Annotated in this window: 12 protein-coding genes; 4 read left to right on the top strand and 8 right to left on the bottom strand. The window is 62.8% G+C overall.

The features are described 5' to 3' along the window. Positions 1-303: 303 nt before the first annotated feature. Both LMG28727_RS12055 and LMG28727_RS12050 read left to right on the top strand, forming a co-directional pair. Positions 304-3843, top strand: coding sequence for an autotransporter domain-containing protein (locus tag LMG28727_RS12055; RefSeq protein ID WP_201642550.1), 3540 nt, complete (start codon positions 304-306; stop codon positions 3841-3843). A 180-nt stretch (positions 3844-4023) separates the two neighbouring features. Further along, complete coding sequence (locus LMG28727_RS12050) at positions 4024-4812, top strand: alpha/beta hydrolase family protein (protein ID WP_236591826.1); 789 nt, start codon at positions 4024-4026, stop codon at positions 4810-4812. 5 nt (positions 4813-4817) lie between these two features. On the opposite strand, the gene LMG28727_RS12045 is transcribed toward LMG28727_RS12050, so the two are convergent. Then, entirely contained in the window at positions 4818-5375 is a 558-nt protein-coding gene (locus LMG28727_RS12045) for a hypothetical protein (protein WP_201642549.1), read from the bottom strand. 283 nt (positions 5376-5658) lie between these two features. On the opposite strand from LMG28727_RS12045, the gene LMG28727_RS12040 reads away from it, so the two are divergent. Then, entirely contained in the window at positions 5659-5928 is a 270-nt protein-coding gene (locus LMG28727_RS12040; RefSeq protein WP_201642548.1) for a hypothetical protein, read from the top strand. Between the two features lie 25 nt (positions 5929-5953). Here LMG28727_RS12040 and LMG28727_RS12035 read toward each other — a convergent pair whose 3' ends face one another. Together LMG28727_RS12035 and LMG28727_RS12030 are read right to left on the bottom strand one after the other, a co-directional pair. Continuing rightward, complete coding sequence (locus LMG28727_RS12035) at positions 5954-7714, bottom strand: winged helix-turn-helix domain-containing protein (protein ID WP_201642547.1); 1761 nt, start codon at positions 7712-7714, stop codon at positions 5954-5956. After that, positions 7711-9036, bottom strand: coding sequence for an MFS transporter (locus LMG28727_RS12030; RefSeq protein WP_201642546.1), 1326 nt, complete (start codon positions 9034-9036; stop codon positions 7711-7713). Before LMG28727_RS12030 ends, LMG28727_RS12035 begins: the two co-directional genes overlap by 4 nt. Positions 9037-9567: 531 nt before the next feature. On the opposite strand from LMG28727_RS12030, the gene LMG28727_RS12025 reads away from it, so the two are divergent. Then, positions 9568-9888, top strand: a complete 321-nt coding sequence (locus LMG28727_RS12025) for a hypothetical protein (RefSeq protein WP_201642545.1) — start codon at positions 9568-9570, stop codon at positions 9886-9888. Positions 9889-9988: 100 nt separating this feature from the next. On the opposite strand, the gene LMG28727_RS12020 is transcribed toward LMG28727_RS12025, so the two are convergent. The 5 genes from LMG28727_RS12020 to prpF all read right to left on the bottom strand — a co-directional run bounded on the left by LMG28727_RS12020 (position 9989) and on the right by prpF (position 15914). Then, a complete protein-coding gene (locus tag LMG28727_RS12020; protein WP_201642544.1) occupies positions 9989-10234 on the bottom strand; it encodes a hypothetical protein in 246 nt (81 codons plus the stop codon). A 167-nt stretch (positions 10235-10401) separates the two neighbouring features. After that, on the bottom strand, positions 10402-11859 hold the full coding sequence (locus tag LMG28727_RS12015) for an MFS transporter (protein WP_201642543.1): 1458 nt from the start codon (positions 11857-11859) through the stop codon (positions 10402-10404). Between the two features lie 5 nt (positions 11860-11864). Beyond that, on the bottom strand, positions 11865-13214 hold the full coding sequence (locus tag LMG28727_RS12010) for an MFS transporter (RefSeq protein WP_201642542.1): 1350 nt from the start codon (positions 13212-13214) through the stop codon (positions 11865-11867). Between the two features lie 97 nt (positions 13215-13311). Beyond that, the gene (locus tag LMG28727_RS12005; RefSeq protein ID WP_201642541.1) at positions 13312-14322 is read right to left on the bottom strand and encodes a Gfo/Idh/MocA family protein; all 1011 of its coding nucleotides are present in this window, start codon (positions 14320-14322) and stop codon (positions 13312-13314) included. Positions 14323-14732: 410 nt separating this feature from the next. Then, entirely contained in the window at positions 14733-15914 is a 1182-nt protein-coding gene (gene prpF, locus LMG28727_RS12000; RefSeq protein WP_201642540.1) for a 2-methylaconitate cis-trans isomerase PrpF, read from the bottom strand. Between the last annotated feature and the right edge of the window lie 45 nt (positions 15915-15959).

Here is a 15959-nt window from a genome sequence, read left to right as displayed (position 1 = left end):
CATCCTGTCAGCGAGCCCCCCATCGCCGCCGAATCAACGTGCCGTCGATCAAGACCGCCTGCACCGCGTTCGCCCTTCGCTGCCGTCACAGCGCTGTCACAGCAGCACGACAGAATCGTGGCCCATTTGAGCTGCTCACCGGCAGCGCCACGTTCTACGTCGCCAACCACGCGGCGCCCTCACGCCACGGCTGCTTCCTTTCAAGCCTGCTTACACCGCACATGATGCCGGTGCGGCCGGCCTGGATGCGTTGTGCGCGTCCCGTCAGAAGAAAAAATTTCAACTACACGTTACGACCAACGCATGCAAAAGAAACAGATCATCCTGGCCATGCTCGGCGCACTGGCTGCTTTCGAGCAAGGCCACGTCTGGGCCAAGTCCACCTCCAATGCCTCCTTCGAGGTCACCGGCGGCACCACCAATAGCACGGCGCAGAGCCTCGGCACAGGTGGCACGACGGGCACCGTCGACAAAAGCGGCACCCTCGCCGTATCGGGCAGCACGGTGGCGATCACCGTCACCGGCAACGCCAGCATCACCAACAACGGCACGATCACGCAAACCGGCACGGGCCGCGCGATCCGCGACAACACGGGCGCCCTGACGCTGACCGTCACGAACAACGCGGGCGCGACGATCCAGACGGCGGACGCCGACGTGATCCAGATGAACCAGCCGAACAGCAACATCACGTTCTATAACGCGGGGACCTTGACCTCGCTGAATGCATCGGCGGGCGGCTCGCAGGCAATCGACTTCAACGCCATCACCACCGGCAGCAACACGCTGATCAACACCGCGACCGGGCTGATCCAGGCGAACGAGGCCGATGCCGTGCGCCCCGGCGTGAACGGCTATGTGTACAACGACGGCACGATCCGCTCGACCAACAATCCCGGCAGCACCGATGGCAGCGACGGCATCGACGCGCAGACCAACAGCGGCATCACCATCGTCAACGCCACGACCGGCACCGCGAGTTCGCCCGGTACCGGCCTGATCGAAGGCGCACGGCACGGCATCACCGGCGGCAACTCGGACGTGACCACCGACGGCACCTTCACGATGAGCATCACCAATAACCTGGGTGGGACGATCCAGGGCGATAACGGCTCGGGCATCAACATCGATGGCTTCAACGGCAAGGAAGTACTGACCATCGTCAACAACGGCACGATCACCGGCAACGGCGTCACCTCCGACGGCGATGGCGTGGATGTCGACGGCCTCGTCAACCTGACCAATACCGGCACGATCAAGTCGCTGCACGCGTACGACGACGCCAGCGAAGGCGTGACGGTCGGCGGCGGCACGATCGTCAACTCGGGCACGATCGAGGGCATCAACTCTGCGACCAATGCCGATGGCACCGCGAACACCGGCGTGGGCCGCGGCATCACGCTGGCCGGCATCGACAAGGATCCGACCACCGGCGACGCGATTCCGGTGCAGGGCATTTACGGCAACACGACGGTGGTCAACAGCGGCCTGATCAAGGGCGACACCGATTCGGGCATTGCCGTGACCGGCGCGGCCACTTCCTATTCGCTGACGATCACCAACCTGGCGAGCGGCGTGATCGAAGGCGGCGGCAAGACAGCGGCGGCGATCAGCACGGGCGCGCAAAACTCCACCGTGATCGATTACGGCACCATCACCGCCGACAGCAGCGGCCGCGCGGTCGATCTCGGCAGCGGCAACAGCAGTCTGCAGATTCTCGGCGGCGCGGCGGTGATCAACGGCAGCATCTCGGGCGGCACCGGCACCAGCACGCTGACGATCATCCCGGGTGCAGGTAACAGCTTCACCTATCAGGATTCGATCTCGAACTTCGCGAACGTGTCGATTGGCGCGGGCACGGTCACGTTGTACGGCGCGAGCACCTATGTCGGCGCGACGACGCTGACGGGCGGCACACTGGTGCTCGGCAACAGCAGCGCGATCGGCAGCGGCCAGCTCAACACCGCGGGCTCCGGATCGACGATCGTGTATCTGAACGGCGTCGCGCTGGCCAATACGGTGAGCCTCGGCAGCACTACGACGCTTGAAGTCGACGGCGCGAATACGGCGGCGCAAAGCGGCGCGCTCGGACAATCGGGCGGCAGCTTCGGCATCGACAAAACGGGCACGGGCACGCTCGTGCTGAACGGCGCGAATACGTACACCGGCACGACCATGGTTCAGGCGGGCACCTTGCAGGTGGGCAGCAGCGCAACCACGGGAACCTCGGCGTCGCTGGCCAGCAACGTGGAGGTCGCGTCGGGCGCCACGCTGTCCGGCTATGGCACGATCAACGGCGACGTCGACAACCAGGGCACCGTGGCGCCGGCCAGCAACGGCGGCAATCTCAGCGTCACCGGCAATTACACGCAAGCCGCCGGTGCCGCGCTGAGCGTGAGCGTCGGCAGCGGCGCTGTCGCAACCGGCAGCTTGGTCAGCGACAGCGGCTATGGTCATCTCGTCGTGGGCGGCAGCGCGACGCTCGCAGCGGGTTCGTCGGTGGCGCTGGTGAACACCGGCTCCTATGGATTCGCAGCGGGCCAGCGCTTCGTCGTGATCGATGCAGCGACCAGCGGCACGAACTACAACACCAGCATGCTCGACTACTCGGCGCTCGGCTACAGCGGCCTGCTGTTCGGCACGACCGTCAAGGTGGACGGCCGCAGCGATCTGGTGGTCAGCCTGGCCGGCCAGCCGGCCAGCTCGCTCGCGACGACGTCGAACGCCAATGCAGCGCTCGCCGGTCTCGCGAAATACACCGGCGTGAGCACGGAGCTGCTCAATCTGTACAACGCGGCGACCGCGCTGAGCCTCGGTTCTAGCGCAGCGGCCACGAAAGCGGGCGTGCAGCTCAGCCCGGCCACGCAGGCGTCGCTGAGCCGCGCGGCCGCAGCGCCGACGCTCGACGCGCTGAACATCGTGAGCGGCCACGCGGACAGCCTGCGCCTCGCGCAAGCCGACAGCGCAACCGGCATCGCCACCGGCGACGCGCCGCCTGCCTGGGGCGTATGGGGCCAGGCGTTCGGCGGCCATGCAGGACAGGGCGAACAGGACGGCGTGGACGGCTACAGCGCGAACTACGCCGGCCTGCTGCTCGGCGTGGACCGCTCGATCACCGACAACTGGCGCGCGGGTGGCGTGTTCAGCTATTCGAACACCGCCGTCAACAACACCGACAACAGCGCCGGTGATTCGACCCGCGTCAACGGCTACGGCCTGATCGGCTACGCGAGCTACAGCGGCAACCCGTGGTACGTGAACCTCGCAGCGGGCGCAGTGCTGCAACGTTACGATACGACCCGCGTGGTCGATTTCACCGGCTTCTCGGGCGAAGCGAACGGGCAGTTCAACGGCCAGCAATATGTGGCGAGCGCGGAGTTCGGCTATCCGCTCGCATTGGGTGGCGGCACCACGTTGACGCCGCTCGCGAGCTTGACCTACAGCTATCTGCATCAAGGCGCGTACACGGAAAGCGGCGGCAATGGCGCGGCGTTGTCCGTCGATTCCGCGCATACGACGTCCGTGCGCAGCAACGCGGGCCTGAAGCTGGAGACGGGCTTCACGAGCCGTTACGGCGACATTGTCCCGTATCTGCAGGCGCAATGGACCCACGAGTACGATCACTCGCGTCTCGTAACGGGTGCGAGCTTTGCCGGCGACCCGACCGGCGCGAGCGCATTCACCACCGTGGGCGCTACGCCGATCGACGACTTCGCGGACATCCAGTTGGGCGTGACGTTGTTGCGCGCGAACAACCTGAGCCTGACCGCTCGCTATGAAGTGCAGGCGGGTTCGCGCTTCGTGTCGCAGACCGGCTCGTTGAAACTGCGTCAGATGTTCTAGGCGGCTTGCTTTATGTTTGCGCTGTTTGCTTTGGTTCGTTGCTGGGCCGCATCGGTTTTGACGACCGAAGCGGCTCACCTGAGCGGCGCGATGACGATGACGTGCGTCGCGCGTTACCGTGCCTCGTTATCGCGCTGGCTCGGGGGCGTGTTCGTCGCGCTGCTGGTCACCGGTTGCGCGATGCCGGACCGCAACGAACGCGCGGATACGCTGGCTGCAAACGCGGGTCTTCAGCGTGAACAGATTGCCACCCGCCCTTTCGTGCTGACCGCGTTCACGCGTTTCACGCGCGCCGACCGGCCACTCACGGTCTATATCGAAGGCGACGGACTCGCATGGCTTTCCCGCAGCGAGCCGTCGCCCGACCCCACGCCGCGCCATGCCACCGGCCTCGCGCTGGCGGCTGCGGATCCTGCGCCGAACGTCGCGTATCTGGCGCGGCCCTGCCAGTTCACGGCCATGTCGGCGAATCCGGCGTGTGCGATTTCCTATTGGACCGGCAAGCGCTTTGCACCGGAAGTCGTGGACTCGCTCGATCAGGCCATCGGTCAACTCGCCGCCCGTGTGCCAGGACAACGTATCGATCTGGTCGGCTATTCGGGTGGCGGCGCACTCGCCGTGCTGATCGCGGCGCGGCGCGCCGACATTGCGTCGCTTCGCACGGTCGCCGGCAATCTCGACGATGAGTTCGTCAACCGCCTGCATCACGTATCGCCGATGCCGGAGTCGGAAAATCCTGTGGACGTGGCTCCGCGCGTTGCCGCGATTGCGCAAATTCACTTCAGCGGAACTGCGGACACGGTCGTGCCGACCGAGGTCGCGACGCGCTTCGTGGCCGCAGCGGGCGGCCACTGTGCGCGAGTCGAGGCGGTGCCGGAGATTGCGCACGACGGTGACTGGGTTCGCGCGTGGCCTGCGTTATTGCGGATCGAGCCGGTCTGTTCTGCAAGCGCCGCGCCGCCGCGCTGATTCAATCAACGGAAGCCGTAGAAGAGCACCCTCTTCCCTTCGAGGCTGACCTGCACACCCTCATAACACCCGGACGTGCAGGACGTGCCATCTGCGGCCTTCCCCGCTCCCGGCACGTATTCGGTGCTGATAATCGCTCTGACTTCGCTCGCATCACTATCCACGACCATCTGCAAAACCAGCACGACGCCATTGTCGTAGTTGATCGTCATGTTGCCGGTGCAATCGGAATTCAACGTATAACGGCCGTTCTGATTCGGATTGAAAGCAGTCTGTCCGCCTTTCGGCACGCCGCTGACATTGCCGAAGTCGGTCCGCGAGAAACTCCCTGCGCCGTTGAACGTCACGATCGCGACGTCATCGAGAGGCGCCGGCGTGGGGAACGCATGCAGTACGTTGGCCGAATCCAGTATGCCCAGCGCCTCCCCTTTTGCACTGAATCCGTATGGACCTTTTAGCGTCTGGTTCGAGCAGAGACCCGCGGCCGACGCTGTCCCGCACAAAACCATAAGCGCAACTGCTGTTGCCGAAAGCACACTTGAACGATGGGTTTTCACGATCATCTCCTTATCGGTGGCCGGATGGCGTAATCGTTATAGACCGTGCTGGCGGCAACGTCGGCCGCCTCCCTTACACGCGCATACCGCGAAAAATGCGTGCAATCCGCTTCGGTATTGCGGTCTCCTTTCGCAGCACGCGCTAATACCCTTCACCCTGGCGCGACAGTTAACGATTTCTTCAGCTTGAATCAATAGAGACGTTCGGGCACTGCGCGCACTATCAGTCTCCAGCGGGTGCATTTAACCGCTGCCGTCATTTCAACCGGGTATGAAAGGAGTGAACAAAATGAAAGCTCTACGACTTGCGGCGATCTGTACAGTTGCTGCACTGGCTGGCAGCAGCTGGGCGCAAGATGCGCCAACCACCACGGACGCGATGTCGAACAGTACCGCGGCACCGCCACCGTCGGCGGACGTCGGCGGCGTGGCTACCACGAGCGCCACGGGATCGGGCGCGACGATGGTGACCAGACAGCAGGTCTATCAGGATCTGATCCATTCGGAGCAATCCGGCGAGCAGGCCCGTTTGCAGCACGATACGTATCACGGCAACTGACCGGTGCAATTGAACACATCGTGTTTCAAAGGCCAATCCGCTTCTCGACACTGCGAAAACGTCCCATCGACCTGAACCGTCTGAACCAGGGATTGGTCTTCAGTTCGCACATGCGCGGCGAACGTTCCGCCAGCGACGCCTCGAGCCAGCGGAACATCGGCTCGGGCTGCGCGAGCCGCGCATAGAGTTCGGCGAACAGAAACGGTGAAATATAGCCCTCCGCCGCGCGTGCCGTCAGATCGCGCAAATACCACTGCAACACTTCGCGATAGCCGCCTGCGTCCCACGCTTCACGAATCTTTTCGGCGCGCGCGAATGCGTTGCTGCAGAACAGCGCTTCAACAGTGGCCTCGACGGCCTCTTCATAAAGACCGCGAATCTCGAACGCGGTCGCCACCAGTTGATGAACCAGCGGCGAATGTGCGCGTCCTTCGTGCAGGCAGTATTCGGCAATCGCTTCGTCATACTGACCCGATTGCACCAGACCAAACACACGCGAACCTTCGAAGCCGATCGGATCGGCACGCTCGGCGCGTTCGAATTGCGCACGGCCTTCCGCATCGCGGCCTTGCACCAGCAAAAGGCGCGCATAGAGCCGGCTGGTTTCCGCGTGCGAGGGATTGATCCGCAGCGCTTCGAGAAACTCGTCCTCGGCACGTCGCCAGTCCCAGTCGTAGAAATAGTGCACGCCCGCCAGCGCCTGATGTGCCTCGGGCAGATTCGCGTCGAGCTGCAACGCGTGCAAAGCGGCTTCACGCGCGCGCGGATAACCGTCTTTCGGTGGATAAAAACCGTGCGCCGCCGTCGACCCGAACACGTTCGACAAGCCGACATAGCCGAGCGCATAAGTCGGATCGCGCTCCACCGCGCTTTCGAAATAGGCCCGCGCGCGCACGAAATCTTCATCGCCCAACGCGTGATGCGCGGCGAAGCCCGCATCGAAATGCACGCGACGGGTCCAGTAAAACCGGCCGCGCAACCAGTCGTCATGCGCAGCGGGATTGATCGGCGAGCGTCGGTTCAACGGATGCAAACCCGATGCGGTCAACGCGGACATTACGTCTGTCGCGAACGCGGCCCGCAATTCCCGGCAAATGTCGAAATGACCTTGCGACGCCGGCTCGTACGCGGCGCTCCATACCTGCACCTGATCGACGCAGCGCACGAGCTGCGTCAGAATCCGCATCTGCGTACCGTCGATAGCGACCGAACCTTCCAGAATGTAATCGAGCGACAGGTGGCGGCCAATATCAGCGATGCCGTGCGTGATGGTCCGGTATTGAGCGGCGGTGGTCCGCGCAATCACGAGCACGTGGGCCGGGTTCATCGCGCCAATGGCCGCCGATATTTCATCGGCGAGCGCGTCGCAGAACGGTTCGAACCCGCGGTTCGTCGTGTGATTCGAGAACGGCAACACCAGCATTCGCAATGCGTCGCCGGGCAGCGACGCCACCTCTTCACCGTCCGACGGCGTGACATTCAGCCGATACCCTTTGCCTTTGACCGTGACCAGATATTCGGGCTGTTCCGGCGACTCCCCCAACGCGACGCGAATCTTGCGGATCGCCGTGTTGATGCCGTTATCCGTTTCACGAAACGCACTGCCGCCCCACAGCGAGCGGGCAATGTCGGCGCGCGTCACCAGTTGTTCGTGACGCAGCGCCATCATGATGAGCAGTTCCATTGGCTGCCGTTCGAGTGGAATCTGCACGCCGCCGCGTCGGAGTTCGTAGCGCTCGACATCGAGTTCGACGTCGGCGATCCGGAAGATCGAACGCGTATTCATTCGGAGCCAGCCGAGAGCGACGCACCCCTCCGTGTGCGTGCCATTTGCGACGAGGCGTCACGATTCATCCCGAACGACGCAGTGAACGCGAACATCGCGCACACGACGATCAGCAGTGCCGGCGCGATCGAGGAGTGCAGATGGACGGACAGCAGGTTGGCGGTGAGGGGCGCGAGCCCCATCGGAATCGCGAGGCCCAGGTTGATTGCCATCGCGAGTCCGCTGAAACGCACGTCGACGGGAAACATTTCGGCGATCGCGCACGCATAGGTCCCGTTCACGAATGACGCGACGACAGCAGCCGCCGAAAACAGCAGTGTGAGACTAGCGATATGCGCATCGACGGCCAGATAGAAAAGCGGCGCGAACGCCATCCACATGACAGTGCCGGCACGAAACACATAGCGTCGCGGGATGCAGTCGCCAAGAAAGCCGGTTGCAAGAATGCCGAACGAAATAAGCAGCACGTAAGCCAACTGTGCGCGGGCGACGGACGCTGAATCGTAATGCAACGCCTGCAACCACGGCGGCAAATGCGCGACCAGCAGCCCGCCCGATACGCCGACGAGAGACGCCGCCGCCACACCTCGAACCGTCGACGCGAGATGCTTGGAGAACAGCAGCCGCAAAGGCTCATTGCGACGCACACGAAATTCGCGAATGTATTCGTCGGTTTCAGTCAGATTACGGCGCAGAAAGAAGCTTGCGAGGCCAAACAGGCCACCTGATAGAAAGCCGATACGCCAGCCGTACGCGTCGACCTGCGCGGGAGTGAGCAGCACATGAAGCAGCAGATTGCCGCCGGACGCGAGCAGCAACGCGATATTCACCGCGAAAAACACCACTCCACATAAAAGCCCGCGTCGCGCGTGCGCCGTTTCAACCGCGTAAATCACCGCGCCGGGCAGTTCTCCGCCGAGACAGAATCCCTGCACCACGCGCAGCAGAATCAGCAGTAGAGGCGCCGCGATTCCAAGCACGGCGTAAGGTGGAATGACGCCGATCAGCAGCGTGCAGACACCCGCGATCATCGCCGATGCAGCGAAGACGAGACGGCGGCCGTAAAGATCGCCCAGCCGTCCCAGCAGCATGCCTCCCGTGAGCCTCGCTAACTGGCCCGTCGCGAGTACCAGAAAAGACAGCGTCGCCGGTGCAATGCCGGTGGACGGTGAGAAGAAAGCCCGGCCGATGTTCTGCGCGAAAAAGCCGTAGATGACGAAGTCGAAAACTTCAAGCGCGCCGCCCGTACTGGCGATCGCGATCATCCAGCGTTGGTGGACACTCATGCGCCCGTTGTACGAAGCGGTTGATTCGTGAGCCATGCCGAACCCCGATCGCAAATACCCAGGCCGCGCCGGATAACTGGACGCCACGGACAATCGTGCACGCCGCGCTTGTCCGCTGCCGGACAATTTATCTACAGAATAGGTCGGGAGAATCGTGGGGCACAGCTTTTCGTGCGTGTTTTACGAGGTATTTCGTGGATCTCGTCGTGGAGCGCATAAAGAAAAACGCTGTGTGCCAGATTTGAGCTTTCATTTTCGATTGAGAATGATCGCGCAAATGATGAGGATGCCCAACTTCAAATCTCGCAACGCTGTGGGGCTTTTTGAACACTTAAGCGCAGGATGTTATCGAGCGTCTCGTTTTATTTTTCGCACTGCCTTTCCCGTATCGCAGAGCCACACTTGCAGCTTCGGTTCTTCGCTGCGGCAACGATCGATCGCATGCGGGCGAGCATGCTCATTAATGAAACAGCCCGAACCGCTCATTTAATATGCAACGATGTTTAGACCGGCAGCAGTGTCCCGGTACTTTGCGCACGGGTATTTGCGGGAAAGGCGAAGTGAAGGATGAGACGTACCAGACAGCAGGCGCTCGATACGCGAGCGAAAAGCACCGACGCAGCGGAGCGCGCGTTTTTTCTGCGCGGTGCGACACGTACCTCGCTCGACGACATAACAAACAAGGAAGCCGGCGTGACGCGCGGCGCGGACGATCTCAATGCCAGGCAAGCGGCAGCGTTTATTCACGCCGCGCTGAGCGGCTATTTTCGCAAGCGCCTGATGGTGTCTTGTGCAAGTAACGATGCGGAGATCGGACAGATTGTGGCGATTGCATTGCGTTGTATCGATTCTGAGTCGATTGGCCATGCAGCCTGTATTGAGCCGTAAAACCGGCTAACACGTCGTTACTGGTTTGATGACGGTCGCGAGGAGGGTCATCGTCGAGCCTGGGTGAGCCAGGCTGCGACAATAGGGCGCACAGCGTGAATCAGGCTGCGGCGTGCGCGCGATCGTAGAACTCGTCGATCTGCGCGACTGCGCGATGCTCAAGCGTATGGATCGCCAGGAGCGGGTCGATTTTCAGCTTGGGGATAGTGAGTTCGTCACCTGCGGGTGCGCCTTCTGCGCTGTTGCCATCAATACGTTCGATGCTCGAGCGGCACACCCACTGCACACCCTGTTCGTCTGCTGCTACGTCTACGTTGACTCGAAAACCACGATGCTCTAATGCCACATTTCCTCCGGCCTACAACTGAATTGAAAGTACTCGACTACTGGTGCGACGAGAAAGGGGTGAAGGTTAGCATGGCCACAGGATCTCTTCAGCGACGCGGGCAGGTGTTATGTACTTGTAATGTAACGGTTTATTCACGCATTAAAGTCTGCACCCGTCCCGCCCCGCTAGCTGGTTTGCCGGTGACCACTCACCCGCGAGCCCGCATCGCGAGGGAGCGATACGAGGTCGATCAATCCGCAGGCGCCGAGCACCGCGACGAAAATAAACGCCAGTTGAAAATCGTGCGGTCCCACCGGCGCCGCATTCGCGTTCGCATCCAGCAGCCACTGGGAGATGCGCAGCGCGATAGCGCCAGCCGACACACCGAACGCCATCGTCAGTTGGGTTGCCACGCTGGAAAGCGTGGCTGCGCCGCTCATCTGCGGCTGGGGAACGTCGGCGAAACTGAGCGTGTTCAACGCAGTGAACTGAAGCGAACGCGCGAGACCGCTCGCGAACAGGATCGCCACCATCCATGCGACCGGACTCGCGGGCGACAGCAGACTCATCGCCGCCACCGACAGCGATGCAAGCACGCCATTGACCAGCAGAACCGAACGGAAGCCAAAGCGCTGGATGATCAGCGTCGTAAGTGGTTTCATTGCAAGGTTGCCGGCAAACACGCTGAGCGTCAGCAAGCCGGAACTGAACGCCGATAAACCGAACGACGTCTGGAACATCAGCGACAGCAGAAACGGCACGGCGCCAATCGAGATCCGGTAGATCGATCCGCCGCCCACGGCGACGCCAAACGTCCTGATCCGCAGAGTCGCGAGGCTGACGAGCGGCGTGCGTGCGCGGCGCAGATGCCACACGGCCAGCACGGTCGTGACGACGCCCATCGCTACGCCTGCTGCCAGCACCAGCGATGAGCCGCCCGCACGTCCCAGATGTTCGGTGGCATAGACCAGGCTCGAACAGGCGACACCGCACAGCACGAAGCCACAAACATCGAACGGACGCCGTTCGGCGGGAGCCGCCATGGCGTCGAAAAAACGATGCGTGAGCCACACGCCCACGCAACCGAGCGGCACGTTCAGATAGAACAGCCATCGCCACGAGGCAAACGTGACAATCAACCCGCCGAGCGGCGGCGCAAGAATGGGCGCGACCAGACCGGGCCACGTGATCACCGCGATGGCGCGCATCAGGTTCTCTTGCCGCGTGGAGCGCAGCACGGCCAGCCGGCCGACCGGGACCATCATTGCGCCGGCCATCCCTTGCAACATGCGCGCCGCGACGAAGCCAGCGAAACTCTGCGCCGCTCCGCATAGCGCAGAAGCCACGGTAAAGGTGGCTAGTGCCGCCATGAACACCGTGCGCACGCCGAACCGGTCGGCCACCCAGCCGCTCACGGGAATCAACACGGCGAGACTCAGCAGATACGCGGTGATGCCCGCGCTCATGTCAAGTGGCCGGACGCCGAACGACGCTGCCATCTGCGGCAACGCGGTCACCATCAGCGTGCCGTCGAGGTTCTCCATGAAGAACGCGGCGGCCACCAGCAGCACGACCCACGACGCTCGCGCGTCACCGGACCGCCGTGTTGCCGTGACGGTCCCGACTTCGATTGGCGCGCTCATCGGCGTTAGCGGCGGCTGGTGGCTGCCAGTGAGTCGCCCGGCAACTCGATCCGCTTGATGTCGCCGAGAATGAAGATGTACGACGCCGCGCCCAACAACGCCACCGCCCCGATGAACGCAAGCCCCAGGACGAACGAGCCGGTCAACGACACCAGCACGCCGATCACAACCGGCGTCACGATGCCCGCGATGTTGGCGGTGAAGTTGAAGATACCGCCGGTGAGCCCCATCAGACGCTTCGGCGCGATATCGGGGACGATCGACCAGCCCAGACCACCCATGCCCTGCCCGAAGAACGCGATCGACATGACTGCGATCACTGCCGTGTCGGTTTTGACGTAGATCGCCAGCACGATCGTGGAGGCCAGCAGCAGTCCCGTGACGATCGGCAGCTTGCGCGCCAGGTTGACCGAACCGGTACGGCGCAGCAGCAGGTCGGACACCCATCCGCCGAACAACACGCCCGCCGACGCGCCCAGGAACGGCAGCACCGCGAAGAACCCGACCTTGAGCCAGACCATGTGCCGTTCCGCGACGAGATACGTCGGGAACCAGGTGAGGAAGAAAACTACCGTAGCGTTGCCCGCGAACTGGCCGATGGCCGCGCCCCAGATCTGGCGTCGTCCGAGCAGCGTACGCACATCGGCCCACGAAAACGGCCGCTGCACGTCGCCGGTACTCTCGAGGCCGCCGCCTGCGCCGATGTACTCGCGCTCCGCGTCGTTCATCGTGCGAGACTCGTGCGGCTCGTGATAACGCACCCACCAGATCAGTGAAAACAGCAAACCGACCGCACCGACCACCACGAACATCGCGCGCCAGCCGAACGCCGCGATGATCCAGAACAGCAGCGGACTGAAGACCGCGAGACCGATGTACTGCCCCACCTGGTAGATGCTGGTGGCACGCGCACGCTCGCGCTGTGGAAACCAGTGGCCGACCACGCGGCTGTTGGCCGAGAAGCACGGCGACTCGGCCACGCCGAGCCCGAACCGGCAGACCAGCAACGAAGCCAGTCCGCCGACAAAACCATGCAGCACGATGAACGTCGACCAACTCGCGACCGCAAGAAAATAGGTCTTCCTGACGCCAACCCGATCGAGAAACATACCCGCCGGTATCTGCGAAGCCGTGTACGTCCACGAAAACGCCGAGAACACCAGACCCATCACGGCGGCCGAAAGTCCAAGGTCTTTGGTCAGCGTCGGCGCGGCAATACCGAGCACGGTCCGGTCAAGATAGTTGACCACCGTGCCGATCGCGATCAATGCGAGGATCGTGAAGCGTGCGCGCGACCGGCGTGACGACGCGATGGGCACGTCCTGTACGACAGGCGAAACTGCTTGGCTCTTCATATCGTCTCCGGTATTCGAGGTGCAGACGTTCTATGCGTCTTTCGAGGCTGCCGGCTGGCAGGTGCATCACGCGTCAAGCATCACGCGTCGACTGCGGTCAGACGGTTTCCCACTTTTCCGAGCGGATGCTGCGAGCGATCGCTTCGAGCGCCGCGATGGTGTCGACCGACTCCTGTTCGGTGCAGCCGGTCCAGTGTTCGGGGCCTTTCGCAATCGCCAGCGCGAAGCTTTCGGCTTCGACCAGAAAGCCGCTTTTGCCGGACACGGTGATCGTTTCGCGTGGCGTCGACGACGGGATGCCGCGACGCAGGTGGATCTCCGGCGGTCCCGCTTCGGGCGGGCTATTCAGAAAGGTGGTTTCCAGAATGCCGTCGCTGCCGGCGATCAGCGCGTGACGGTGATACGCGGTGCTGAAGCTGCAGGTGATCTGTCCGAGCAGGCCGCTCGCAAACTCCAGATTCGCGACGACGGTCAGATCGACGCCCGACTCTGCCCAGCGGGCCAGCGCATTGACACGGGTCGGCTTTTCGCCGGCGACCATCCTCAGGAAGTTCATCGCGTAGCTGCCGGCATCCAGCAGCGCGCCGCCGCCGCGATCGGGATCGAGGCGGATGTTGGCGGGATCGGTGAAGGTCACGCCGAAACAGGCATGCACTGTCTGGACCCGGCCAATCGCGCCGTCGGCCAGCAGGCGCTGCAATGCGAGGGTCTGTTCCTGCGCGCGGTACGGATAGGCTTCGGCCAGAAAGACCTGATTGCGCCGCGCTGCGTCATACATGCGACGGGCGTCTTCCGACGACACCGCAATGGGCTTTTCGCAGAGCACGTGTTTGCCCGCGTCGAGTGCCTTGATGACCCACTCGGCGTGCAGCGTGTTCGGCAGAGGGACGTAGACGGCCTGGATGGTCGCGTCGTCGAGCAGCGCTTCGTAGGAACCGTGCACGTTGGGAATGTTCAGCTCGCTCGCAAATGCTTTGCCCTTTTCCAGATCGCGGCTGGCTACGGCGGCCACTTCGATGAGTTCGGATGTCGATACGCCCGCGATGAACGAGCGGGCGATTTTTGCGGCGCCGAGGACGCCAAAGCGAAGGGGAGCTGGGGTGGGCATGGCGTATGTCTCCAGAGGAATTCAGGTTGGAATGAGGAAGTGGGTCCTTCCTGTGGCTCTCTGCGTACAGTCGGGGAGCCCGTCTGCCCGCGCGACAGCGTCGGGCCGGCAAACCCCGCGTAGCAGGCCAGTCGGGAATGGGTTTCCCGTTGAGCAGATACTAGATAGATGTCGTCCGGCTGTCGTATGCCGAGTTTCGGGTGGGGTATAACTTTTGGTTAAGGAGCGAACGTCCTTAACGAGAGACGGACCGGACTGCGTGTAATGCAGAGGATAAAAGCGCCGCGGGATCAACCACACAAGGAAATCCGGGCATCCGGCGGATTGAACGCGCGAATGCCCGGCATCGGAATCAGTCGAGGACCGCTTCCGGAACAAGACCACACATCAACGGACTCACGGCAAACGCGTCACCCCGGCACCCTCACCCAGCCCTCCATCAAAACCCGTGCACTGCGGCTCATGATCGCCTTGGTGACGGTCCACTCGCCGCCCTCCAGCCGAGCCTCCGCTCCCACGCGCAAAGTCCCGGAAGGATGTCCAAACCGCACCGCCTCCCGCTCGCCACCGCCAGCCGCCAGATTCACCAGCGTTCCCGAAATCGCAGCCGCTGTGCCGATCGCCACCGCCGCCGTCCCCATCATCGCGTGATGCAGTTTGCCCATCGACATTGCCCGCACCAGCAGATCAACGTCGCCCGCTGTCACCCGCTTGCCACTCGACGCAACATAGTCAGCCGGCTTCGCGACAAACGCGACCTTCGGCGTATGCTGCCGCGTCCCGATCTCGTCCAGATGCTTGATCAGCCCCATCCGCAACGCGCCGTGGGCACGAATCGTTTCGAACATCGCGAGCGCCTTCTCGTCGCTATTGATCGCGTCCTGCAGTTCGGTGCCCTTGTAGCCGATCGACTCCGCGTCCACGAAAATGGTCGGAATGCCCGCGTTGATCATCGTCGCCTTCAACGTGCCGACGCCTGGCACGTCGAGATCGTCGACCACCTTGCCGGTCGGGAACATCGCGCCGCCCGCCCCCTCTTCTTCCGCAGCCGGGTTCATGAATTCGAGTTGCACTTCAGCCGCGGGAAACGTCACGCCGTCGAGTTCGAAGTCGCCGGTTTCCTGCACGGCGCCATCGGTCATCGACACATGTCCGATGATCGTCTTGCCGATATTGGCCTGCCAGATGCGCACAGTGGCCACGCCATCGCGCGGAATACGGCTCGGGTCGACCAGACCCGCGCTGATCGCAAACGGCCCCACGGCAGCGGAAAGATTGCCGCAGTTGCCGCTCCAGTCGACAAACGCCTTGTCGATCGACACCTGTCCAAACAGGTAATCCACATCGTGATCGGGCCGGCTGCTTTTAGCGATGATCACCGTCTTGCTGGTGCTCGACGTCGCGCCACCCATGCCGTCGATCTGCTTGCCATACGGATCGGGGCTGCCAATCACGCGCATCAGCAGTGCGTCGCGCGCGGCGCCCGGCACCTGCGCGGCCTCGGGCAAATCCTGCAAGCGGAAGAACACGCCTTTACTGGTGCCGCCACGCATATAGGTGGCCGGAATTTTGATCTGCGGTCGATGCGCCATGACAATCGTATCCTGATGAGATAAGCGGGCGGTACGCGCTTAAGT

Source organism: Paraburkholderia metrosideri (assembly GCF_904848625.1).
Lineage (GTDB): Bacteria > Pseudomonadota > Gammaproteobacteria > Burkholderiales > Burkholderiaceae > Paraburkholderia > Paraburkholderia metrosideri.
The sequence above is the reverse complement of the archived record's forward strand: the minus strand, read 5'-3'. Positions and strand labels throughout refer to the sequence as shown.

Bases quoted from the DNA above. Each gene is read 5' to 3' on its own strand.
- LMG28727_RS12055 (WP_201642550.1), top strand. From the start codon at position 304: ATGCAAAAGAAACAGATCATCCTGGCCATGCTCGGCGCACTGGCTGCT.
- LMG28727_RS12050 (WP_236591826.1), top strand. From the start codon at position 4,024: ATGCCGGACCGCAACGAACGCGCGGATACGCTGGCTGCAAACGCGGGT.
- LMG28727_RS12045 (WP_201642549.1), bottom strand. From the start codon at position 5,375: ATGATCGTGAAAACCCATCGTTCAAGTGTGCTTTCGGCAACAGCAGTT.
- LMG28727_RS12040 (WP_201642548.1), top strand. From the start codon at position 5,659: ATGAAAGCTCTACGACTTGCGGCGATCTGTACAGTTGCTGCACTGGCT.
- LMG28727_RS12035 (WP_201642547.1), bottom strand. From the start codon at position 7,714: ATGAATACGCGTTCGATCTTCCGGATCGCCGACGTCGAACTCGATGTC.
- LMG28727_RS12030 (WP_201642546.1), bottom strand. From the start codon at position 9,036: ATGGCTCACGAATCAACCGCTTCGTACAACGGGCGCATGAGTGTCCAC.
- LMG28727_RS12025 (WP_201642545.1), top strand. From the start codon at position 9,568: ATGAGACGTACCAGACAGCAGGCGCTCGATACGCGAGCGAAAAGCACC.
- LMG28727_RS12015 (WP_201642543.1), bottom strand. From the start codon at position 11,859: ATGAGCGCGCCAATCGAAGTCGGGACCGTCACGGCAACACGGCGGTCC.
- LMG28727_RS12010 (WP_201642542.1), bottom strand. From the start codon at position 13,214: ATGAAGAGCCAAGCAGTTTCGCCTGTCGTACAGGACGTGCCCATCGCG.
- LMG28727_RS12005 (WP_201642541.1), bottom strand. From the start codon at position 14,322: ATGCCCACCCCAGCTCCCCTTCGCTTTGGCGTCCTCGGCGCCGCAAAA.
- prpF (WP_201642540.1), bottom strand. From the start codon at position 15,914: ATGGCGCATCGACCGCAGATCAAAATTCCGGCCACCTATATGCGTGGC.